This window comes from Rhizobium cauense, from assembly GCF_019511525.1.
Classification (GTDB): Bacteria; Pseudomonadota; Alphaproteobacteria; order Rhizobiales; family Rhizobiaceae; genus Rhizobium; species Rhizobium cauense.
Window position 1 is genome coordinate 15,007 of sequence record NZ_JAEUAT010000024.1, and the last position, 19,487, is coordinate 34,493.

The 19,487-nt window shown below is 58.6% G+C and carries 20 protein-coding genes; 10 read left to right on the forward strand and 10 right to left on the reverse strand.

The genetic code is table 11. From position 1 onward, the window contains the following. The first annotated feature begins 204 nt into the window (after positions 1-204). Complete coding sequence (locus JNB88_RS29435) at positions 205-1,050, forward strand: GNAT family N-acetyltransferase (protein ID WP_220358553.1); 846 nt, start codon at positions 205-207, stop codon at positions 1,048-1,050. Here JNB88_RS29435 and JNB88_RS29440 read toward each other — a convergent pair. Then, the gene (locus JNB88_RS29440; RefSeq protein ID WP_037137110.1) at positions 1,047-1,964 is read right to left on the reverse strand and encodes an EamA family transporter; all 918 of its coding nucleotides are present in this window, start codon (positions 1,962-1,964) and stop codon (positions 1,047-1,049) included. The two genes, JNB88_RS29435 and JNB88_RS29440, sit on opposite strands and share 4 nt — an antisense overlap. Positions 1,965-2,160: 196 nt before the next feature. Here JNB88_RS29440 and JNB88_RS29445 point away from each other — a divergent pair, with 196 nt between their 5' ends. Together JNB88_RS29445 and JNB88_RS29450 are read left to right on the forward strand one after the other, a co-directional pair. Further along, complete coding sequence (locus tag JNB88_RS29445) at positions 2,161-3,456, forward strand: adenylosuccinate synthase (protein ID WP_220358554.1); 1,296 nt, start codon at positions 2,161-2,163, stop codon at positions 3,454-3,456. Between the two features lie 60 nt (positions 3,457-3,516). Next, the gene (locus JNB88_RS29450; protein WP_220358555.1) at positions 3,517-5,868 is read left to right on the forward strand and encodes a hypothetical protein; all 2,352 of its coding nucleotides are present in this window, start codon (positions 3,517-3,519) and stop codon (positions 5,866-5,868) included. A 79-nt stretch (positions 5,869-5,947) separates the two neighbouring features. On the opposite strand, the gene rpoH is transcribed toward JNB88_RS29450, so the two are convergent. Together rpoH and JNB88_RS29460 are read right to left on the reverse strand one after the other, a co-directional pair. Continuing rightward, positions 5,948-6,856: an RNA polymerase sigma factor RpoH gene (rpoH, locus tag JNB88_RS29455; protein ID WP_220358556.1), complete on the reverse strand. Its 909-nt coding sequence runs from the start codon at positions 6,854-6,856 to the stop codon at positions 5,948-5,950. A gap of 169 nt (positions 6,857-7,025) precedes the next feature. After that, positions 7,026-8,051, reverse strand: a complete 1,026-nt coding sequence (locus tag JNB88_RS29460; protein ID WP_220358557.1) for an RluA family pseudouridine synthase — start codon at positions 8,049-8,051, stop codon at positions 7,026-7,028. Between the two features lie 42 nt (positions 8,052-8,093). Here JNB88_RS29460 and JNB88_RS29465 point away from each other — a divergent pair, with 42 nt between their 5' ends. Beyond that, positions 8,094-8,480 (forward strand): hypothetical protein, encoded by a 387-nt coding sequence (locus JNB88_RS29465; protein ID WP_220358558.1) that lies wholly within the window; start codon positions 8,094-8,096, stop codon positions 8,478-8,480. Between the two features lie 4 nt (positions 8,481-8,484). Then, on the forward strand, positions 8,485-9,303 hold the full coding sequence (locus JNB88_RS29470; RefSeq protein ID WP_220358559.1) for a TrmH family RNA methyltransferase: 819 nt from the start codon (positions 8,485-8,487) through the stop codon (positions 9,301-9,303). A 2-nt stretch (positions 9,304-9,305) separates the two neighbouring features. On the opposite strand, the gene JNB88_RS29475 is transcribed toward JNB88_RS29470, so the two are convergent. Then, positions 9,306-10,466: a coiled-coil domain-containing protein gene (locus JNB88_RS29475; RefSeq protein WP_220358560.1), complete on the reverse strand. Its 1,161-nt coding sequence runs from the start codon at positions 10,464-10,466 to the stop codon at positions 9,306-9,308. 118 nt (positions 10,467-10,584) lie between these two features. Beyond that, the gene (locus tag JNB88_RS29480; protein ID WP_220358561.1) at positions 10,585-11,181 is read right to left on the reverse strand and encodes a DUF1134 domain-containing protein; all 597 of its coding nucleotides are present in this window, start codon (positions 11,179-11,181) and stop codon (positions 10,585-10,587) included. A 187-nt stretch (positions 11,182-11,368) separates the two neighbouring features. On the opposite strand from JNB88_RS29480, the gene chpT reads away from it, so the two are divergent. Both chpT and JNB88_RS29490 read left to right on the forward strand, forming a co-directional pair. Then, positions 11,369-12,019, forward strand: coding sequence for a histidine phosphotransferase ChpT (gene chpT, locus JNB88_RS29485; RefSeq protein ID WP_197066731.1), 651 nt, complete (start codon positions 11,369-11,371; stop codon positions 12,017-12,019). Between the two features lie 111 nt (positions 12,020-12,130). Next, positions 12,131-12,493: a response regulator gene (locus JNB88_RS29490; RefSeq protein WP_037137120.1), complete on the forward strand. Its 363-nt coding sequence runs from the start codon at positions 12,131-12,133 to the stop codon at positions 12,491-12,493. A 135-nt stretch (positions 12,494-12,628) separates the two neighbouring features. Here JNB88_RS29490 and ctrA read toward each other — a convergent pair whose 3' ends face one another. Then, complete coding sequence (ctrA, locus tag JNB88_RS29495) at positions 12,629-13,330, reverse strand: response regulator transcription factor CtrA (RefSeq protein ID WP_003542362.1); 702 nt, start codon at positions 13,328-13,330, stop codon at positions 12,629-12,631. A 440-nt stretch (positions 13,331-13,770) separates the two neighbouring features. Between ctrA and JNB88_RS29500 the strand changes: the two genes are divergently transcribed. Then, the gene (locus JNB88_RS29500) at positions 13,771-14,121 is read left to right on the forward strand and encodes a hypothetical protein (RefSeq protein WP_037137121.1); all 351 of its coding nucleotides are present in this window, start codon (positions 13,771-13,773) and stop codon (positions 14,119-14,121) included. Positions 14,122-14,225: 104 nt separating this feature from the next. Here JNB88_RS29500 and JNB88_RS29505 read toward each other — a convergent pair whose 3' ends face one another. Together JNB88_RS29505 and sciP are read right to left on the reverse strand one after the other, a co-directional pair. Next, entirely contained in the window at positions 14,226-14,507 is a 282-nt protein-coding gene (locus JNB88_RS29505; protein ID WP_220358562.1) for a GNAT family N-acetyltransferase, read from the reverse strand. Between the two features lie 322 nt (positions 14,508-14,829). Further along, positions 14,830-15,105 (reverse strand): CtrA inhibitor SciP, encoded by a 276-nt coding sequence (gene sciP / locus JNB88_RS29510; RefSeq protein ID WP_007533628.1) that lies wholly within the window; start codon positions 15,103-15,105, stop codon positions 14,830-14,832. Positions 15,106-15,504: 399 nt separating this feature from the next. Between sciP and JNB88_RS29515 the strand changes: the two genes are divergently transcribed. Beyond that, positions 15,505-16,245 carry a helix-turn-helix transcriptional regulator gene (locus JNB88_RS29515; protein ID WP_220358563.1) on the forward strand — a complete coding sequence of 247 codons (741 nt, stop codon included), beginning with the start codon at positions 15,505-15,507 and terminating at the stop codon, positions 16,243-16,245. A 13-nt stretch (positions 16,246-16,258) separates the two neighbouring features. Here JNB88_RS29515 and JNB88_RS29520 read toward each other — a convergent pair whose 3' ends face one another. Both JNB88_RS29520 and cysQ read right to left on the reverse strand, forming a co-directional pair. Next, positions 16,259-17,296: a DUF2793 domain-containing protein gene (locus tag JNB88_RS29520; protein ID WP_220358564.1), complete on the reverse strand. Its 1,038-nt coding sequence runs from the start codon at positions 17,294-17,296 to the stop codon at positions 16,259-16,261. Between the two features lie 131 nt (positions 17,297-17,427). Continuing rightward, positions 17,428-18,222 carry a 3'(2'),5'-bisphosphate nucleotidase CysQ gene (cysQ, locus tag JNB88_RS29525; RefSeq protein WP_220358565.1) on the reverse strand — a complete coding sequence of 265 codons (795 nt, stop codon included), beginning with the start codon at positions 18,220-18,222 and terminating at the stop codon, positions 17,428-17,430. A gap of 358 nt (positions 18,223-18,580) precedes the next feature. Between cysQ and JNB88_RS29530 the strand changes: the two genes are divergently transcribed. Then, positions 18,581-19,483, forward strand: a complete 903-nt coding sequence (locus JNB88_RS29530) for a branched-chain amino acid ABC transporter permease (protein WP_220358566.1) — start codon at positions 18,581-18,583, stop codon at positions 19,481-19,483. Positions 19,484-19,487 lie beyond the last annotated feature (4 nt).

Sequence of the window (19,487 nt, forward strand, 5' to 3'; positions counted from 1 at the left end):
TTAAGTAATTCTCTTGAGATTGTGATTTCTTGTTCCATGATGATCGCGATACGAAGACTATCGGTTCGCACTTCATGACGATCGATGCAGATCGTCTTACCCATGAACATGGTTTCTTACTCTCGGCTGATTTGCGGCTGTTAGAATTTCCATATTGTCCGTGCCGCGAGTGTGCTTGCGGTCGGCCTGATTTAGGGACGTTACATGAATTCGGAGTTTGCCGTTCGCCCGATGCGACCCGGTGAGTTGGAGCTTGTGCTCGAATGGGCACGTCAGGAGGGCTGGAACCCCGGTCTTGACGATGCACTTGCCTTTCACGAGGCCGACCCTTCGGGATTTTTCGTGGGCGTGTTCGGGGAGGTGCCGGTTGCCTCCATTTCGGTCGTCAAATATGGCGAGGACTTTGCGTTTCTTGGACTCTACATCGTTCACCCGGATTTTCGGGGCAGAGGCTATGGCAAGGCCATCTGGAATGTGGGCATGGCTTCGGCGGAGGGCCGCAGTATTGGCCTGGACGGTGTTCCCGCACAGCAAGAGAACTACCGCAAGGCAGGGTTCGAAGAGGCCTACCGGACGGTTCGCTACGGCGGTGTGGTATCGGCTGTGCCCGCATCACCGCTGGTAGCCCAGGTGGTCTCGGATAAGCTCGACGGATTGCTGCGCTATGACGCGACAATTTTTCCGGCTCCGCGGCCGGCGTTCGTGGCGTCCTGGTGCGCAACGCGTAAGGATCGGCACTCGGCGGTGGTACGAAAGAGCGGCAAAATTCGTGGATACGGAACCCTCCGTCGTTGCTTCGACGGGTACAAGATCGGTCCGCTCTTTGCCGCCGATAAGGACAGCGCTTCAGCCTTGCTTTCGGCCCTCACACCGCATGCCAAGGGCCAGCAGATTTTCATCGATATTCCGACCAGCAACGGCGAGGCGATAGAGCTTGCCGAGAGCATGGGTCTGGCGCCTGTTTTCGAAACCGCTCGGATGTACAGGGGAAAGGCGCCGGTCGTTCCACTGAAGAATGTCTTCGGCGTGACGACACTCGAGCTTGGCTAGTCCATAGGCGAGGCAGGAGCCGTTGAGGGTGCCTTCTGGGGGCGGCCTCTTTCGGCAATCGCGATGCCGCCCAATGCAAGCGCCAGCGCGATCAAATGAAAGACCTGCAGCTGCTCGCCAAGAAGTGCGACCGACAGCAGCGTTCCGAAAACCGGCACGAGGTTTATGAAGAGCCCGGCTCGATTTGCGCCGATCGCCTCGACGCCCTTGATATAAAGTATCTGAGCGAGCAGGGAGGCAAAGATTGCCGTGTAGATGGCAATCAGCCAACCCTTGCCATCCGGCAGCTGAACCGCGCCCTGGCTGTTCTCCCAGACGAGAAGCGGCAGGGCACTTAGCGCGGCACCGAGCGCTGGAATTGCCATCAGCGTGCGCCAATCGAGCGGCGGCTTCCAGCGTAGAAAAATCGTATAGACCGAATAGGCAGCGACGGCGATCAGCATGAGCGCATCACCGCGATTGAGCCCGAGTTCCAGCAAGGTCGACAGGTCGCCGTGCGCCGCAGTCAATGCGACGCCGCCCAGCGTCATTGCAAAGCCGATAATTTGCGCTGAAGAAACAGCCGTACGGAAGAAGAGGAAATTCAGCAGGAAGATCAGCATGGGAATGCCAGCCTGCTCGATCGCCACATTGATCACGGTCGTATACTTGACCGCGGAGTAAAGCATGGCGTTGAAGAGCGTGTAGCCGATGACGCCATAGAAGAACAGCAACGGTAGGTTCTTGCGGACGATCGGCCAGTCGCGTTTCAACTGCGGCAATGAGACCGCTGCTATGAGCGACGTTGCGAGGAACCACCGGAGAAATGTCAGCATCATTGGACTGACGTGCCCAAGGGCGAGCTTTCCTGCCACCGCGTTTCCGCCCCAGCATAGCGCCGCGACGACAAGAGAAATATATGCGGCGACCTGCACAGGCGATTCTTTCAGATGACGGCGATGTGGCTCTCAACCTCAGGGTATGATCGGCCAATAGCCAGATGATGGCTGATTTGTCACGTAAAAAGCCGAATCCGGCGGCATAACAGGGTCGCTTTCCCGGTAACAAAGCATTATAGATGCGCGGGTTTGAGAAGGGTGCGGTTAATCCGCCGATAACAGGAAGAGTTGGATGACGAACGTAGTCGTGGTCGGTTCGCAATGGGGTGACGAAGGCAAGGGCAAGATTGTCGATTGGCTTTCGGAACGTGCGGATGTGATTGTTCGCTATCAGGGCGGCCACAACGCAGGTCATACGCTGGTCATTGATGGCGTCAGCTACAAGCTTGCGCTGCTGCCGTCCGGTCTCGTGCGCGGCAAGCTCAGCGTCATCGGCAATGGCGTCGTCGTGGATCCCCATCATTTTGTCGCCGAAGTAGAGAAGCTGCGTGCGCAGGGGGTCAACGTCACGCCGGAAGTGCTGCGCATCGCCGATAACGCGCCGCTAATCCTGTCGCTGCACCGCGATCTCGACGGTTTCCGCGAAGACGCGGCCTCGAACAGTGGCACCAAGATCGGCACCACTCGCCGCGGCATCGGCCCGGCCTATGAGGACAAGGTTGGTCGCCGAGCGATCCGCGCGATCGATCTTGCCGACAAGGAAGCACTGCCTGCCAAGATCGACCGGCTGCTGACACACCATAACGCGCTGCGCCGCGGTCTAGGTCTGGCGGAAATCACAGTGGAGTCGCTGGAGAAGGAGCTGAACGACGTCGCCGATCAAGTGCTGCCCTATGTCGATCAGGTCTGGCGCATCCTTGATGATCAACGCAAGGCCGGTGCGCGTATCCTGTTCGAAGGCGCGCAAGGCGCACTGCTCGACAACGATCACGGAACCTACCCGTTCGTGACGTCTTCGAACACGGTGGCCGGCCAAGCAGCTGCCGGCTCGGGCCTGGGCCCGACGGCGATCGGCTACGTCCTAGGCATCACCAAGGCCTATACGACGCGCGTTGGTGAGGGCCCATTCCCCTGCGAGCTGCATGACGAGGTTGGCAAGCACCTCTCGACGGTTGGCCGTGAAGTCGGCGTCAATACCGGCCGTCCGCGCCGCTGCGGCTGGTTCGACTCCGTTCTAGTGCGTCAAACGGTGAAAACCTCGGGCATCACGGGGATTGCGCTGACGAAACTCGACGTTTTGGACGGCTTGGACTCCTTGAAGATCTGCGTTGCCTACAAGCTCGACGGCAAGGAAATCGACTATCTTCCGGCCAGCCAGGCAGCCCAGGCTCGCGTCGAGCCTGTTTACATCACGCTTGAAGGCTGGAAGGAATCGACTGTCGGCGCACGTAGTTGGGCCGATCTGCCGGCCCAGGCGATCAAGTATGTACGTCAGGTCGAAGAACTGATCGGGGCGCCTGTCGCTCTCCTGTCTACAAGTCCTGAGCGAGACGACACTATACTTGTGACCGATCCGTTTGAGGATTAAGGTCTCGGGTCATTATTCGTGCGGTTCGCGGCGCGAACCGCACTCCTAGAGAAAGTACGAATGGCGGATTTTATCGCAGTTATCCGGCGGGCGGTTGACGGCCTGTCCGAAAATACTCCCGAGATGCGGGTGAAAGTCTACGAGCGCGCTCGCGGTGCTGTTCAGCGGCAGCTCGAGAATATGAAGCCGCGCCCTCCGGAAGCGATGTTGCAACGGCAGCTTGAAAAGCTCGAAGCTGCAATCCGCGAAGTCGAAGCGGAGCATGCCGAAGCGGTTCCTGCCGATGATACTGCGCTCGTGGCGGAACCTGGGCTCGTGGCCGAACCTGGGGTAGAGGCAAGCGCCGACGCCGGCAATGAGCCGGAACCAGTCACTCCCGAACAGCCTGCTGCCGAGGAACCCGTCGAGGAGCCGGTGCATGCGACGCCGGTTCACGAAGATCACGTAGCGGCGGAAGAACCTGCGCCTGCCTATGAAGAGCCGACCGAAGAGGTTGTTGCTCATCACGAAGAGCCAGAACCTCACTATGAGGAGCCTGTCTCTGCCGAGTCGGATCATACGGCACAGCAGGAGGCGCATTGGGAGCATGAAGAGCCGGCGGCTCCTGTCGAGGAAGCCGAGCCTGTCGAACAGTTCCATGCCGCTCATTCCGGAGAAGTTGTCCACGACGATCGGGACAGCCGCGAGGAGTTCGTCGATGCACCCGAAGAGCCTGTGGTCGAACCGACCTACGAAGAACCTGTTCTACAGCCGATTGCACGCGACTACGATCTGACCAACCGTCTGGTGGAACCAGTCCTTGGGCTGGATCGTCCGCCGGAAGAGTTCGTGGATCGCAGCCAGGAAGAGCCACTGCATGCGGATGCCGCCGGGCGTTTCGATCCCGTATGGGCAGAGCCGGTAGAGGAAACGCCTGCACCGCCGGCCAAGGATGCGCAGACGGACTGGGCGCTCGAAGAACTCAGGCAGTTCTCTGAAGCGGCGCCGGTCGCTCCGGCCAATGAAGCTGCGCGTGCCTTCGAAGACGTCATTGCGGGAATCGATCACGCGCCCGCCGGTGTCAAGATGCCCGCTGCGAACGAGGGCTTCTCGTGGGAGGCTGCGGCCTTCGACGATCTGCCGCCGATTGAAAACGGCAAGAAGGTTCCGATCAGCGCGCATTTCGATGATGGCGATCTCTTTTCGGAGGTGCACGGTACGCCCGTGAAAGCTACGCCGGAGGACAATCCGGCATGGCAAGAAGCCACGGCGCTTCGCGGGTACGACAACCGTGGTGTTGTTGCCGAAGATGACGATGGCGCGGCCGATCTCGACAGTGCCGTCGCTGCAAAGTTTCAAGGCAAGAATCTCCGGATGGAGCCGAAACGCCGCCGGTTCGGCATCGGTTCGATCGTGACAATTCTCATTGCGCTCGGCGCGGTGGGCGGCGGCGGATATGCAGCCTGGACCCATCAGGACGCCCTTTCGGCAATGGTGAAGAATCTCGTCAGCGCGGCGCCTTCGCAGAGTGCCAAGAACGAGCCGACGCCTGCCGCGCCTAATGCCGCAGCACCCGCCGGGGCGCCGCAGGCGGGCGATGCAAAGCCCACCGAAGCCAACAAGGAAGTCGCATCGCTGAACGACGGTTCTGCCGTCAACAACAAGTTCAACCAGCGACTTCTTGCCGATGGAACCGAGGTTGACAGCGGACCGGCCGCCGTTCCGGGGACGCCGACCGCGGAAGGCAAGTCAGTGGCCGAACAGAATGTTGCCGCTGCCGACACAACGTCGCCTGCTCCCTCTGCTACGCCAGCTGCAAGCGCTCCGGCTGCGACGCCGGCTCCTGAAGCTGCGCCAGCTGCGGCCGTCGGCTCCAACGAGAAGATGTTCCTCTACGAGGAGCGGATCGGTCAAAGTTCGCCAACGGCCATCCAGGGCTCGGTCGCCTGGAGCCTGCAGCACGAAGCCGGTTCGGATGGCAGGCAGGAAGCGACCGTGCAGGCAACCGTGACCGTACCAGAACGCAATCTGTCGGCGCAGTTGACCTTCAAGCGTAATTCCGATCCGTCACTGCCGGCGAGCCATATCGTCGAGGTGGTGTTCTCGTTGCCGCCGAATTTTGAAGGCGGCGCCATTGAGAGCGTTCAGCGCATTTCAATGAAGCGTACGGAACAGGATCGCGGCGACGCGCTGATTGCCGTGCCGGCGAAGATCACCGACGATTTTCACATGATTGCGCTCAACGATTATCCGGATGCGCGCAAGGCGAACCTCGATCTTCTTTCAAGCCGCGACTGGATCGATATTCCGATCACCTATCGCAATGGCCGCCGTGCGCTTTTGACGATGCAGAAGGGCACTACGGGCGTCGAGGCGTTCAACGCCGCGATCAAGGAATGGGCCGCTTTCGGCGACGTTTCGACCAGCCAGTGATCGCGCCGGCTGCGACAAAAAGAAAAAGGGCGGGACCACCAGGTGGTCCCGCCCTTTTCATTTGAAGACAATGTGTGTGTTAGGCTGTGGCTTCGACAACCCGAACGGCCTTGGCTCGTTCGAGTGCTTCCTTGCGCACGGCATCCTGGACCTTCTCGAAGGCGCGGACCTCGATCTGGCGAACGCGTTCGCGGCTGATGTCGAACTCCGACGAGAGGTCTTCCAGCGTGACCGGATCTTCAGCGAGGCGGCGTGCCTCGAAGATTCGCCGTTCGCGGTCGTTCAGAACACTCATCGCCTTCGCCAGCATGCGTCGGCGGGTGTCGAGTTCGTCCTGCTCGATCAGAACCTCTTCCTGGCTGTCGTGATCGTCGACGAGCCAATCCTGCCACTGGCCGGATTCGCCTTCCGAGGCCTTTATCGGTGCGTTCAGCGACGCGTCGCCTGACAGGCGACGGTTCATCGAAACTACCTCCTCCTCGGAGACGTTCAGCTTGGTGGCGATCTCGGCGACGTGTTCCGGCTTCAGGTCGCCATCATCAATGGCCTGAATACGGCCCTTGAGACGACGCAGGTTGAAGAACAGTCGCTTCTGGTTAGCGGTCGTGCCCATCTTTACCAGAGACCACGAACGCAGGATGTATTCCTGGATCGACGCCTTGATCCACCACATGGCATAGGTGGCAAGACGGAAGCCGCGTTCCGGATCGAACTTCTTGACGGCCTGCATCAGGCCGACATTCCCTTCGGAAACGACTTCGCCGATCGGCAAGCCATAGCCGCGGTAGCCCATTGCGATCTTCGCAACGAGACGCAGGTGACTGGTGACGAGCTTGTGTGCAGCTTCGCGATCGCCATGCTCCGCATAGCGCTTCGCCAGCATATATTCCTGCTGCGGTTCCAGCATCGGGAACTTGCGGATTTCATCGAGATAACGATTAAGACCGCCTTCGCCGGCGGTAATGGACGGCAAGTTATTTCGGGCCATAAAGCACCCTCCTATCTGAATTCCGGTTCCCGATGGAACGCGCCCCTGCGTCAAAAAGGCGAACCGGGACGTGCGGCTTTATCCAAGCCCGCACTAAGTCAATGTACAGATAAGTATGGCGGAACAGGGGTTCAAGACCACTGGCCGCTTCACGAAGGCGTTACTCTGGCTAGGCCCGCAGGGCGTTTGCCAACTCTTCCATATCGTCCGGCAGCGGTACTTCGAAGTGCATGATCTCGCCAGTGCGCGGATGTTCGAATTGCAGCATGTAGGCGTGAAGTGCCTGTCTTCCGAAGGCATTCACGGTCGTCCTGGCGGCATCGGGAAGGAGGTTCGCCTTCGTCTTGAAACCCGCTCCGTAGACCGTATCGCCGAGCAACGGGTGGCCGATATGAGCCATATGCACGCGAATCTGATGGGTGCGGCCGGTCTCGAGGTGGCATTCGACGAGAGAGGCGAGCGATGTCGCGTCAGGGTTCTCATGGAAGCGCTCGAGCACTTCGTAATGTGTGATTGCCTCGTCGGCATCCTGCGTGTCGGGCCGCTTGACGGCCCGGCGAGTGCGGTCGCCAACGGAACGCCCGAGCGGGGCGTCGATGGTTCCGGTAAGCGAGCGTGGACGGCCCCAGACGATCGCCTGATAGGCGCGCTCCAGCGGCATCGTCCGGCCATGATCAGCAAACTGCAGCGACAGATGGCGATGCGAAATGTCGTTCTTGGCAACGACCATTACACCTGTCGTGTCCTTGTCCAACCGGTGGACGATGCCCGGACGGCGAACGCCGCCGATACCGGAAAGACTGTCGCCGCAATGATAAATCAATGCGTTTACGAGTGTGCCCGTCCAATTGCCAGCGGCCGGGTGCACGACCAAGCCGGCCGGTTTGGAGATGACGATGAGGTCCTCGTCTTCATACAGAATGTCGAGCGGGATATTTTCGCCCTGAGGGGTCGGATCCTCCGGCTCGGGCAGAACGATCTCAAAGGTATCGCCGGGGCGCACCTTCTTCTGCGGATCGGCGACGACCTTTCCGGCCACAGAGACCTGGCCTTCCTTGATCAGCACCTTCACGCGGCTGCGCGAAAACTCCTCGCCAAGCTGTGCCGTCATCCATGCGTCAAGGCGGCCTTCGGCGTTCTCGTCGGCGGTCAGGACTTTTCTAATGCCGGCTGCTTGTTTAAAGGGGTCGCTCAAGACGCTTCTTCTCCGAATTATTTATAGAACGGAACGCCACATATGACGAATATCCAGCCAGAAGACGATCAGGACGAAAAGCCCCTTGATCCGGCGATGGAACGTGTCCGGCGCAAGATGATCCGCCTGCAGATTGTCTCAGGCATCATCATGTTCGTGAGCCTTATGGCTGTCTTCGGCGCCGTTGTCTACAAGACGATGCGGGCGCCCACGAAGGAACCGACAGCCGTCACATCCGCTGGCGTGCCGTCAGATGCGCCTGTTTCCGTGACGACAACACTGCCGCAAGGTTTCGTCATCCAGTCATCGTCGCTCTCGGGAGGACAGATCATGTTCTTTGGAGCCACGGCGGACGGTATCAAGAAGTCGCTCGTCGTCGATATCCAGTCGGGGCGCATTGTTGCCGATGTGACGATCAACGGCGGCTAGGGCGATGGCTGCTCGCCTCGTTGCCATCGACAGTGCGGACGATCCTCGTATCGCCGAATTTCGCGACATCCGTGAGCGCGACCTGACTGGCCGGCAGAACCGCTTCATCGCGGAGGGCACCGTGGTCCTCCGCATGCTTGCGGAAGCGAGCAGCCGCGGCAGCTTCGCGACCGAAAAGGTGCTGTTGCTGAGAAACCGTGTTGAGGGTGTTGCTCCGATCCTTGAAAGGCTGGCGGATGACGTACCGGTCTATGTCGCTGAAACCGAGGTGTTGGACCGAATCGTCGGGTTTCATCTCCATCGCGGCGTGTTGGCGCTTGGCAGGCGCGAGATAGCGGAAACTGATTTGGTTGACCGGTTGCCGCGGCGTTCGCTCGTTCTCGTCGGCTGCGGTATTTCCAATCACGACAATGCCGGATCCATGTTCCGGAATGCGGCCGCCTTCAAGGCCGACGCGATCTTTCTCGATGAAACGTCCTGCGATCCGCTTTATCGCAAGGCCTTGCGCGTCTCCGTCGGCTCCGTTCTGAGCGTCCCCTACCAGCGCAAGGGCACTGCGCCCGATGTGCTGACGCAGCTGGCTGCAAGTGGCTTTGACATCTGGGCACTGTCGCCACGGGGGGAAACAGATATCCGGGCCATACCGCCAGCCGAGCGCATGGCCTTGGTCGTCGGCACGGAAGGTGAGGGACTGCCGCCCTCCCTCCTGGAGCGCTTCCACAGCGCGCGGATACCGCAATCGGAAGGGCTGGACAGTCTCAACGTGGCGACGGCAACCGGTATCGCCCTCTTTGCCATGTCATCGGCCGCAAAGCTGATCTGAGATCAACCTGGCTCGGACAGGATTGTTGCTGCGCGCTGCGCAAGGTTGATGCGTTCTCCATCCTGCGGCTCGTTGGCATCAGGCAGGAGGTCACGAATCGGAGAAGAAGGCCCCTCGTTGATCGCGGTGAGGGCCACCATCCGTGCGGCGATGCCGGCGATCTCTTCGCGTACTGCGCCGTCCTGACTTGCGTCAGCCTTCGCCTTCAGAAGCTGCTCGGAAACTGCCGCGCTGCGCTTTCGCACTTCCTCGCTCAGGCGAGCTGCCACTGCTGCGGTATCTAGCTCCGTTGCCATCGTTTCCCCGGTTACCCGCTCCTCTGAAACTGCGTCTGCGTCCACGGACGGAAGGCCAGCATTGCGTAGCGCGCGGTTTGCCTTGCGCAATTCGGCATTCGCAGCCTTGACCTGTTCCTTGAGTTTGGTGATCTCCTGCTGCCGGCGGGCGAGAAGCGTGTCTTTCTCGGAGGCTGAAGTAGCATCCCGTTCGGCCTGGTCTTCCAGGCGAATGACAGCATGCTCGTGTTGCGCCAGTTGCTGCTCGGCATCCTTGGCGCGCTTCCGCAGCAAGCTAACGTCCTGGCGGAAATTGTCGCGCTCCGTGCGTACTGCCTTCGCGGCGAAGCTCATGCTCTCAATTTCGGTCTCGCGTGCGGCAAGATCGACTTTCAGGCCGTCCGCCTGCGCCGCAAGCTTGTTCAGACGCGTACGCAGGGTCTCGAGCTCGCCTTCCTTGCCGGCGCTTGCCTGTTCGGCAATGTGAAGGCTCGTTTTGAGTTGACTGATATAGTTCTCATCCTTGCGCAGGCGAGAACGCAATTCTGCTGCTTCGACGCTCATGTCGCTGATCTGCGCTTGAAGTCCGCTGATCTCGGCGGCAAATCGGCCGGCGTCGAGTGCAAGCGTATCGTGCTTCAGTTGCAGTGATAGCGACTTTTCGCGCTCGCGGACCAAGTCCTGCGTCGTCTTTGCATTCTCGGCGGCGTAGAGGGCTCGCACCATGTCCTTCTGCGCCCGGACCTCCTGAGGGCTGAGCGGCATTGTCGCACGCATCCGGTTCTCCGTATACCAGACGATGCGGCGATGGACGGCAGGCGACACCAGGAAGACGAGAAACGCCGCTGTCAGGAAGCCCAGTCCGAACAAGAGAGCATATTCGATCACGACGTGGCCACGGCTTCCAGAAGTTGATTTGCGTCAGGACCAATGATTAAGCGGACCCGACGCGTAGAGCAAGTGGCGGAAAGGTAACGGCGAGCGAGAGTTCGCCTCCGGGCAGGGATCAGAAGGGGTTCCAGGTCGGATTGGGAGTGACCTTGAGGTAGCCGACATTCAGGCCTAGGCGCGCGCCGACGCCCGTGCGAATAGGCACGACGAGCACATTGTTGTTCTTGAGCAGTGTCATGCCGAAGCCGGCGATGACGAACGCCTGGCCGCTGACGCCGCCGAAGCGCGCGTAGATCGCATCCGTCGAAGGCAGGTCGTATACCAGCATCATGACGCGGGTGCCCTGACCGCCATAGTCGATCCCGAGCGACGGACCCTGCCAGTAGAGGGGATGTTCACCGGCATTCTTGGTATTCAGCTGACCTTCGCCATAGGTGAGGCCGGCGATAAAGGCGCCAGAGCCTTCCTGCCCGAGGATGTATCCGTTCGGCAGGCCATATTTCTGGAAGGCCGCCTCAATCACCTTGGCCAATCCGCCGCTTGTCGAACCGAAGAACGAGTGTCCCGCATCGACAATCTCCTGCATCGTGTACTGGCCGTTATTGGCCTGCTGTGCCGATGCCTGCGCCGGGACAAGCACCAATGGCGAAAGAGTCAGCGCCACGAAGAGCCGGCAGATGGCGGAAAATCTTCCGAGGAAATGGGAGCGCATGGTGTCATCCGTTCATCATGGTCGGTGCGATGAGCCGTTTCCGGCGTTTCATTCATTTTGCGCGCATGGTCTTAACAATCGGTTTACCAAATATGGTGTCATTATGGCGTCGAGTACGGCCGCAAACTTCGCGCAATTTTGATGCGTAAGATATACGGCGGAATGAACCTGCCGCGCCCTGGAGACGATGATGTCGAAGAACCCGAACCTTACCCTGACCGGCCCCGACCTGGCCGCGCTGTTGTGCAGCCGCGTCTGCCATGACGTGATATCGCCGGTCGGCGCGATCAACAATGGTCTGGAGCTTCTGGACGAGGGCGGCGCCGATGCCGACGCGATGGATCTTATCAGGACAAGCGCACTCAACGCCTCGGTGCGCCTCAAGTTCGCGCGCCTCGCATTCGGCGCTTCGGGTTCGGTTGGCGCATCGATCGACACAGGGGAAGCAGAGCGCGCCGCGAAGGACTTCGCCGCCGCCGAAAAGAAAACCGAGGTCACCTGGACCGGCCCGCGAGCGATTATCGCGAAGAACCGCGTCAAGTTGCTGCTCAATCTCTTTCTTGTCGCCTATTCGTCCATCCCGCGTGGCGGCACGATCGAGGTGACGCTGGAAAACCCGGAGTTTGATGCGAAGTTCAAGATTGTCGCGAAGGGCCGGATGATGCGTCTGCCGCCGAAGTTCGTGGAAATCTCGACGGGAGAAATCGAGGAAGCGGTCGATGCGCACTCGATCCAGCCGTACTATACCGTGCTGCTTGCCGAAGAATCTGGCATGCAACTCGGTCACAGCGCCACGGCTGAGGAACTCACCTTCACTGCCGAAGTGACTGCTGCCTAAATACAGCTGCTGCCTTCGATTCGCATGTCGAGGTAATAAATCCTTAGCCTAATGTTTCTATCCTTGGCTGGTAAGACCCAGCCGGGACAGAAGCTGGACGAAGGAGCAGCCATGCAGAGGTTTATGATCGCAGACTCATCGGACGTCGTTCGGAAGGTGGGCAAGCGGATCCTATCCGAGCTGGATTTCCTGGTTAGCGAAGCCTCCAATGTCTATGAAGCACTATCGAACTGCCAGGTCGAACTTCCGGAATACCTGATCGTCGACTCCGGTATGGACGGCGCGCTCGAATTGATCTCCACCATCAGGGGCATGGAAGGCGGCAAAGAGGTCAAGATCTACTACTGCGTGGTCGAAGCCGATCTCAAGAAGCTGATGATGGGGAAACGGGCAGGGGCAACGGATTTCCTGCTCAAGCCGTTCGACCGTAAGATTCTTACAGCCGTTTTTGGCAACCGAGCCATCGCAGCATAGCTGCTAAACCCAACCTGTCTGTCGAAGCCGCCTCCCAGGCGGCTTTTCTATGTGCCGAAAACCAGAATCTATGTCTAAGAACAAAAATCCCGCCACAAGGACGGGATTTTTCAGCATTGGCAAAGGGATGAAACGTCAGGCGGTTTCGGCGTATTCGGCACCATCCGGCTCGCGCAGAACATAGCCGCGGCCCCAAACGGTTTCGATGTAGTTCGCGCCGCCGGCGGCGTTCGCGAGCTTCTTGCGCAGCTTGCAGATGAAGACGTCGATGATCTTCAGTTCCGGCTCGTCCATGCCACCATAGAGGTGGTTCAGGAACATTTCCTTGGTCAGGGTCGTGCCCTTGCGGAGCGAAAGCAGCTCCAGCATCTGGTATTCCTTGCCCGTCAGGTGAACGCGCTGGCCGCCGACTTCGACGGTCTTGGCGTCGAGATTGACGATCAGTTCGCCGGTCATGATAACCGACTGGGCATGGCCCTTGGAACGACGGACGATCGCATGAATACGGGCGACAAGCTCATCCTTGTGGAACGGCTTGGTCATGTAGTCGTCGGCGCCGAAGCCGAGGCCGCGAACCTTGTCCTCAATACCGGCCATGCCGGAGAGAATCAGGATGGGTGTCTTGACCTTGGACAGGCGGAGGGTGCGAAGCACCTCATATCCGGACATGTCGGGAAGGTTCAAATCGAGAAGGATGATGTCGTAATCATACAACTTCCCGAGATCCACGCCTTCCTCACCGAGATCGGTGGTGTAGACGTTAAAACTTTCTGATTTGAGCATCAGCTCGATGCTCTGCGCTGTCGCGCTATCATCTTCGATGAGTAGTACCCGCATTCTTATCCCCTTTACCGCCGCCGAAAGGTGGTCTGGCCCCCTACGCGATACCGAATATGTCACTGCGTGATTTGGAAGCTGCCACGAAATGGTTAACAAATTCTGATTCACTCTGGCAAGAGGTAATCAATTTATTAAATAATTTGTCCATTCCGCTGTTTTCCAACGAGAATCCGCAAAGCCAATTCCTTAATTTTTACATTAAGAACGGCTGGTAAGCGATTCATTCGACTCACCAATGAAGCGGTATCGGAAATCGCGTAGTTGTGTTTACCGACCCTTAAATCATCGGCACTATCATTAACGATGCCCGTAAACGAAAGGTTACCAACGGTAGGTTTTTGTTAATATCGACGGAATTTTTCTGGCGGGCCGCGTCAAAACGGCTCGCAAGGGCAGTTTAAGTGGAGCAGGGGTCTCGCATCACTGGAGTAATGCGTATGAAGTCGCGTGAGAGCCTAGTTCGCCTGAAGGAGTTTCAGGTGAACGAAAAACGTCGCCAACTGCAGCAATTGCAGATGATGATGTCCGAATTCGATCGGATGACGAAGGATCTGGAGAGCCAAATCGTCGTCGAAGAAAAGAAGTCCGGCATTTCCGACCCGAATCACTTCGCGTATCCGACCTTCGCAAAGGCAGCACGCCAGCGCGCGGACAATCTTCAGGTCTCCATCAAGGAACTGAAGATGCAGGAAGAGGCGCTGGAACAGGCGCTCGAAGAGATGCAGGCGGAATATGCACGTGCAGCCGCGCTCGAAGAGCGCGACGGCGCAGTCCGGGCAAGAGCCTAAGGCAGTAAACGGCGCCATCAGGCGTCTCGACATTGCCTCTGAAAAGCCATGCATGATGGGCCGTCGCGTCCGTCATACATGGCTTTTGGCGTTGGGGCTTATTCTTAGCCGTTGACGACGTCACGCCACTCTTCGTGGCGCTGTGCCTGCGCCTTGAAGAAAGGGCACAGTGGGAAGATTTTCCATCCACCTTTGCGCGCTTCCTCGACGGCGTGCAGAGCAAGCGCCTGGCCGACGCCCTTGCCGCGCAGCGCATCGGGAACGCCGGTGTGGTCAATAATGACAAGCTTCGGTGAGGTTCGGGAATAGGTCATTTCGGCCTGGTGGCCTTCGACCTCTGCGACGTAGCGACCGCCGGAAGGGTTCTCTTCGTTCTTGATGTCCATTGTCGTTCCTCATCAACATTTTGCCGTCGATGAGAATTGCCATGTCGTTGCGGCCGCGCCAAGTCGCCCGATGAGGACACTGTGTTCGATGAGGTGTGGGGGGAGGTTTTGCTGCCGGTATGATCCCGGCAGCCGTTTCCGCTCGCCGATTTAGTCTCCTGCTGAGTGGTCTGTGGGGGCAGGGACGTTGCGGCGAAGCTTCTTGCAGCTGGCGGGCGCATGGCAACGCCTGGCTGCGACAATGATCTCGGGCCGGCTGTAGATCCTCTTGAGGAAATCCAGCGGCCCGAAACATAAAATTCGTTGCCCGTTGAAGGGCTGGTCAGTGGCGGTACTGCTGGATGCGCGTTGTGCGCAGACCGGCAAGGCCATGGCTGTTAATAGAAGACTGCCAGGACAGAAACTCCTCAACAGTCAGCGTGTAACGCTCGCAGGCTTCTTCCAAGCTCAACAGGCCACCGCGAACCGCCGCTACAACCTCTGCTTTGCGACGGATCACCCAGCGCCGTGTATTCGGCGGCGGCAAATCCGCAATCGTCAGCGGGCTGCCATCGGGGCCGATGACATATTTCACTCGGGGACGTATCATTTCGGTCATTGGACTCTCTACACAACTCAAGACCACGGCAGCCACTCTAGCTTGTCACATTTAAGAATTGCCTAAGCACATCGTAACACTTTGATAAGAAGTTTAGGCGTTGTTCTTCCAAGAAGCGATTTGCGCCCCTTCGACCTCCCGCTACGTAAATTTGTGTTCAGCGCATAGGAGCCATGCGTAATGGTCGGTGGGCAATTGATAATTGCCAACTTATAAGCGCCGCAACATAGTTGTGAGCGCATGACTTCGGCTCCGTTCTTATCGCAGTGTCCGGAAAGACTAGGGCGGTTTGCCACGTATCCTTTTGATACGACCCCTTTTCCTTTGTCCGGTGCCGCGGCCTTCTTGGTCGGCGTAGGAAGAAGCTGAGCCGGAGTTACCCGCCGGGGGTAAGGGATCATGAGAAAACAAGAGCGCGCCGTCCGCGACGGCGTGAACGAGGCTGGTTTTTCTCCGGTCGAATCCGGGCAAGAGATCTCTGTTGAACGGTTCAATGCTTGCCTGGATGAGATGGCAAGAGAGCGCGGATTCAACTACTACTTGCTTGCCGAGTTTCCGCGTGGCGATCGCAGCAGCTTCGCGCTCAATTGTCTTGTCAGCAACTGGCCGCAAGAGGTTCTTGATTTCTACGAGGAAGCTGATCTCTTCTATTGTAGCAAGCTGGTGTCGGCGCTCAGGAAAACGGCGATGCCGGTCTTCTGCGACAAGGCGCCATTCGAAAGCACGGTCGCAATCCGTGAAAACCCGCGCCTGACGGCTCTTTTCCGCTCACACGGCCTCAAGAACACTTTTGCCTTTGCGCCACATGACATGCATCTGCGGCAATACGTCTTCGCATTCTCGGGTGAGCGCGCCCGCCTCAGTCGATCTGATTCCATGGAGCAGATGTTCCGGGCGATGGAGTTCCTAGAATCGTTTGCGCAGAAGAACCCTGTCGAGCGGCCGAACGAAAGCCTGAGCAGTCGCGAAATCCAATGCTTACGCTGGTCGGCAGCAGGAAAGAGCAGCGAGGAGATAGCGATTATTCTAGACCTCTCCTCGCATACGGTCGTTGGATATCTGAAGAGTGCGATGCGAAAGCTCGATTCCGTCAATCGCATGCAGGCGATCGCCCGGGCACTTCGCTATCGACTGCTTTAGGCGTCGATCTAAGCTACAACATCACTGCGGAAAGTTCGGTCTTTGCTGCTCCGAACGCATACTGCGCGCTCCCCTCATGCCTCAGCGCCAACCAATCTCCCTCGCTCAACGATGCCACTGTGCAGGCTGTATGGCGTGTCGGCGAAGTGGACGCGGGACCGATGCTAGATACAAGCGCTGTCGCGCCGTTCGCCTCGAGCACGGTCTCGTGCCCGGAGGAAGAAACTATGCTTGCGGTCAGCAACAGGAGGTAAACTCCGGTCTCCGGGACAAGGAGTCGGCTGCCAACGCCTAAGGGGACGACCGCGCCGAGGGTGAAGCCGCCCTGCAGCTGATGGAAATCGCTGAACCCCGTTCTACTGCCAGATGCCGGCGTGGAAGTGCTGGTTGCCAGGGATGTCCGCGCAGCGGGCCTTGCCGGCGTTCTCACAGTACCTCGGGGCGAGACCGTCAGCGCAGTTAGCCAATCACTGCCGTTGCCGCTCACCTTGATGGAGAAGTCGTCGTTGCCGGCGAGGCCCATTTCGGCGCGACCGGACCAGGCCGTCTGAAAAAGCACGCTCCCGGTCTCTACTGCGGAAGCTTTATTGACTTTCAACTGATGCCCGTGGCCCGCATGTGTAAACAGGCTCGCTTCCGAGGCTACCGACAGCCGATTGAGGCCGTCGGGCGCCGCGTTGACGCCGATCATCGGAATTGAACTGTCCGCGTCGGGCGACATGGCCTGCCATTCGTTGTTGCGGAATACACGGAGTTGTCCAGGCACGGCGAAAAACGCCCGCCATCCCGCCTGCGGCACGATGTAAAGCCAGGCGCCGTCCTGGCGAAACGCCAGCCTTCCGCCCTTTCCAGACCAGGGTCCATCGGCTCCCTCTGCGACGAGGTAGCATTGTCCTTCAGCGGGTGCAGGCGGGGGGAGGGAAGCTTCGCCGACGATGCAGAGCTGAACGATGGCATCGAGACGCTGCAGCGCCTCGTTGTGGGTCACGTGCTTCTGCGCCTGGGATGGCAGGATGTAGGGAAGGGCAAGATTGTTGGTCTGGTCCGACATAATCAGAGACTCCCGGCTTCGCCTGGACGCTGCCTGGCGTGGTTTCATTTACCGGGAATGCTAGCCGTGGTGATCCGAGCGTGGACAGTGGCAGGTTCACGCCATTGAGTTTGCACGTCTTTTTAGAAAATCTATGCCCGCTCCAGCGCCGACCTCGCGCCGCCCCAGGAAATGAAGTCCGGGTTGGCAAAGTCGCTGTCATGGGCCTGCGATCTCTTGCCGTAGGCAAGAGGTAGCCCGTCCAGCGTCACGGTCGAACCACCGGCGGCACGCAACACCGCGTCGCCAGCCGCCGTGTCCCATTCCATGGTGCGCGTGAAGCGCGGATACACATCGGCCAGGCCCTCGGCCAGAAGACAAAATTTCAACGAAGAGCCGATGTTGGTGCAGCTTGAGATCGCATTCGCTGCGAGAAAATCGTCCGTCTGGCTGCTGTTGTGAGAGCGACTCGCCAGTGCCGTCCGTTCGGCCGGTTGCGGGCGCACCTGAATGGCGATGCGGCTTGCAATCTGGAAACCGCCATCGACGAAGAGCTTTTCGGCCTTGCCATTTTCTCCGGCGAAAGCAACGCCGAGTGCCGGCGCATAGACGATCCCGGCGACGGGGCGCCCGTCACTGATATAGGCAATGTTAACGGTGAATTCGCGTCGCTTGTCGATGAACTCCTTCGTGCCATCGAGCGGGTCAACCAGAAAAAAATGCGTACCGATCGACGGCACGTTCCCGGCTGCTACCGATTCTTCCGCAATGATGGGTATATCGGGAAAAGCGGTTTCCAGCTGCGCGATGATGATGCGTTCTGCCGTCTCGTCGGCAATGGTTACGGGGCTGTTGTCAGCCTTGCTGACAGACGCGCAGCCGCTCAGGTAAACCTGCATGATTGCTTTGCCCGCTTCGAGAGCGGCGCGCTCAAATGTTTCGAGCATTCGCTCGCCTTCCGATTCCCACGTAGCCGACTTTGGGCCTCCACACTTCATATAGGGGTATCTTTCCGTGATTGGGAATCCCCCGGGCTATGCGAGGCGTATCCCCGCCTTTGAGAAAACGCCGTTTCAAGGCGATTTGCAGTCAAAAAGCACACTATCGGGCTTGCTATGCTAAAAAATACGAAATTCTGACTACTAAAAAGTCATTTTCACCAAAAATTCAAAGAACTTTGGGGCTTTGCGATTTTGCACTTCCCTTTTGGTTTGAAAGCGGTATGAAATCTTTAATTAAGGGCTCAACAAGAGCTCGAAGAACAAGAGATGCAGTCGATCTCGCTGCATCCAGGGGAAATGACATATGGAATATTTTGTCCAGCAGCTCGTTAATGGGCTGACTCTTGGATCCATCTATGGCCTTGTGGCTATTGGCTATACGATGGTTTACGGCATCATCGGCATGATCAACTTCGCCCATGGCGATATCTTCATGCTTGGCGGTTTTGCCGCTCTCATTGTCTTTCTCGTCCTCACTTCCATATTCGCGGGCCTTCCTGTTGCGGTTTTGCTGCTGGTCATGCTTCTCGTTGCAATGCTGATGACGAGTTTGTGGAATTGGACGATCGAGCGTGTCGCCTATCGTCCGCTGCGCGGATCTTTCCGCCTGGCGCCGCTCATCACCGCCATCGGCATGTCGATCACGCTGTCGAACTTCATCCAGGTGACGCAGGGGCCGCGTAACAAGCCGATCCCGCCGCTTGTCAGCACGGTTTACAACGTCGCCGGCATTTCCATTTCCTTGAAGCAGATCGTCATCATCGTCGTCACTGCGGTGCTGCTGACGCTGTTCTGGTACCTCGTCAATCATACGTCCCTTGGCCGTGCTCAGCGCGCAACTGAACAGGATCGCAAGATGGCGGCGCTGCTCGGCGTCAACGTCGACCAGACGATTTCCGTCACCTTCATCATGGGTGCGGCGCTCGCTGCGGTCGCAGGTACGATGTATCTGATGTATTATGGTGTCGTGAACTTCAACGACGGCTTCGTACCGGGTGTGAAGGCGTTCACCGCGGCCGTTCTCGGCGGCATCGGTTCCTTGCCGGGCGCTGTTCTCGGCGGGCTGATGATCGGTCTGATCGAGTCGCTGTGGTCGGCCTATTTCACCATCGCGTACAAGGATGTGGCGACATTCGCTATCCTCGCTTTCGTGCTGATCTTCAAGCCGACAGGTATCCTGGGTCGGCCGGAAGTCGAGAAGGTTTAAACAT

Bases quoted from the DNA above. Each gene is read 5' to 3' on its own strand.
- rpoH (WP_220358556.1), bottom strand. From the start codon at position 6,856: ATGGCCCGAAATAACTTGCCGTCCATTACCGCCGGCGAAGGCGGTCTT.
- cysQ (WP_220358565.1), bottom strand. From the start codon at position 18,222: ATGCTCGAAACATTTGAGCGCGCCGCTCTCGAAGCGGGCAAAGCAATC.
- JNB88_RS29445 (WP_220358554.1), top strand. From the start codon at position 2,161: ATGACGAACGTAGTCGTGGTCGGTTCGCAATGGGGTGACGAAGGCAAG.
- JNB88_RS29435 (WP_220358553.1), top strand. From the start codon at position 205: ATGAATTCGGAGTTTGCCGTTCGCCCGATGCGACCCGGTGAGTTGGAG.
- JNB88_RS29490 (WP_037137120.1), top strand. From the start codon at position 12,131: ATGCAGAGGTTTATGATCGCAGACTCATCGGACGTCGTTCGGAAGGTG.
- JNB88_RS29530 (WP_220358566.1), top strand. From the start codon at position 18,581: ATGGAATATTTTGTCCAGCAGCTCGTTAATGGGCTGACTCTTGGATCC.
- sciP (WP_007533628.1), bottom strand. From the start codon at position 15,105: ATGACCGAAATGATACGTCCCCGAGTGAAATATGTCATCGGCCCCGAT.
- JNB88_RS29480 (WP_220358561.1), bottom strand. From the start codon at position 11,181: ATGCGCTCCCATTTCCTCGGAAGATTTTCCGCCATCTGCCGGCTCTTC.
- chpT (WP_197066731.1), top strand. From the start codon at position 11,369: ATGATGTCGAAGAACCCGAACCTTACCCTGACCGGCCCCGACCTGGCC.
- JNB88_RS29470 (WP_220358559.1), top strand. From the start codon at position 8,485: ATGGCTGCTCGCCTCGTTGCCATCGACAGTGCGGACGATCCTCGTATC.
- JNB88_RS29515 (WP_220358563.1), top strand. From the start codon at position 15,505: ATGAGAAAACAAGAGCGCGCCGTCCGCGACGGCGTGAACGAGGCTGGT.
- JNB88_RS29465 (WP_220358558.1), top strand. From the start codon at position 8,094: ATGACGAATATCCAGCCAGAAGACGATCAGGACGAAAAGCCCCTTGAT.
- JNB88_RS29450 (WP_220358555.1), top strand. From the start codon at position 3,517: ATGGCGGATTTTATCGCAGTTATCCGGCGGGCGGTTGACGGCCTGTCC.
- ctrA (WP_003542362.1), bottom strand. From the start codon at position 13,330: ATGCGGGTACTACTCATCGAAGATGATAGCGCGACAGCGCAGAGCATC.
- JNB88_RS29505 (WP_220358562.1), bottom strand. From the start codon at position 14,507: ATGGACATCAAGAACGAAGAGAACCCTTCCGGCGGTCGCTACGTCGCA.
- JNB88_RS29500 (WP_037137121.1), top strand. From the start codon at position 13,771: ATGAAGTCGCGTGAGAGCCTAGTTCGCCTGAAGGAGTTTCAGGTGAAC.
- JNB88_RS29520 (WP_220358564.1), bottom strand. From the start codon at position 17,296: ATGTCGGACCAGACCAACAATCTTGCCCTTCCCTACATCCTGCCATCC.